This is a genomic window from Nocardia higoensis (genome assembly GCF_015477835.1).
In the GTDB taxonomy this organism is placed as follows: Bacteria; Actinomycetota; Actinomycetes; order Mycobacteriales; family Mycobacteriaceae; genus Nocardia; species Nocardia higoensis_A.
The window spans coordinates 1-280 of the sequence record NZ_JADLQN010000032.1; the positions used below are offsets into that span (position 1 = coordinate 1).

At 56.1% G+C, this 280-nt stretch carries 1 rRNA gene; it reads right to left on the reverse strand.

The window, feature by feature from the left end:
- Positions 1-280 (reverse strand): 23S ribosomal RNA (locus IU449_RS28740); the annotation flags it as partial.

Genomic DNA, 280 nt, shown 5'->3' on the forward strand with positions numbered 1-280 from the left:
ACCGGTCCTCTTAACCTTCCGGCACCGGGCAGGCGTCAGTCCGTATACATCGTCTTACGACTTCGCACGGACCTGTGTTTTTAGTAAACAGTCGCTTCTCTCTGGTCTCTGCGACCCAACCCAGCTCAGACCGTGAAGATCGTCACCAGATCGGGTCCCCCTTCTCCCGAAGTTACGGGGGCATTTTGCCGAGTTCCTTAACCACAGTTCTCTCGATCGCCTCGGTATTCTCTACCTGACCACCTGTGTCGGTTTGGGGTACGGGCCGTGTACCAACTCA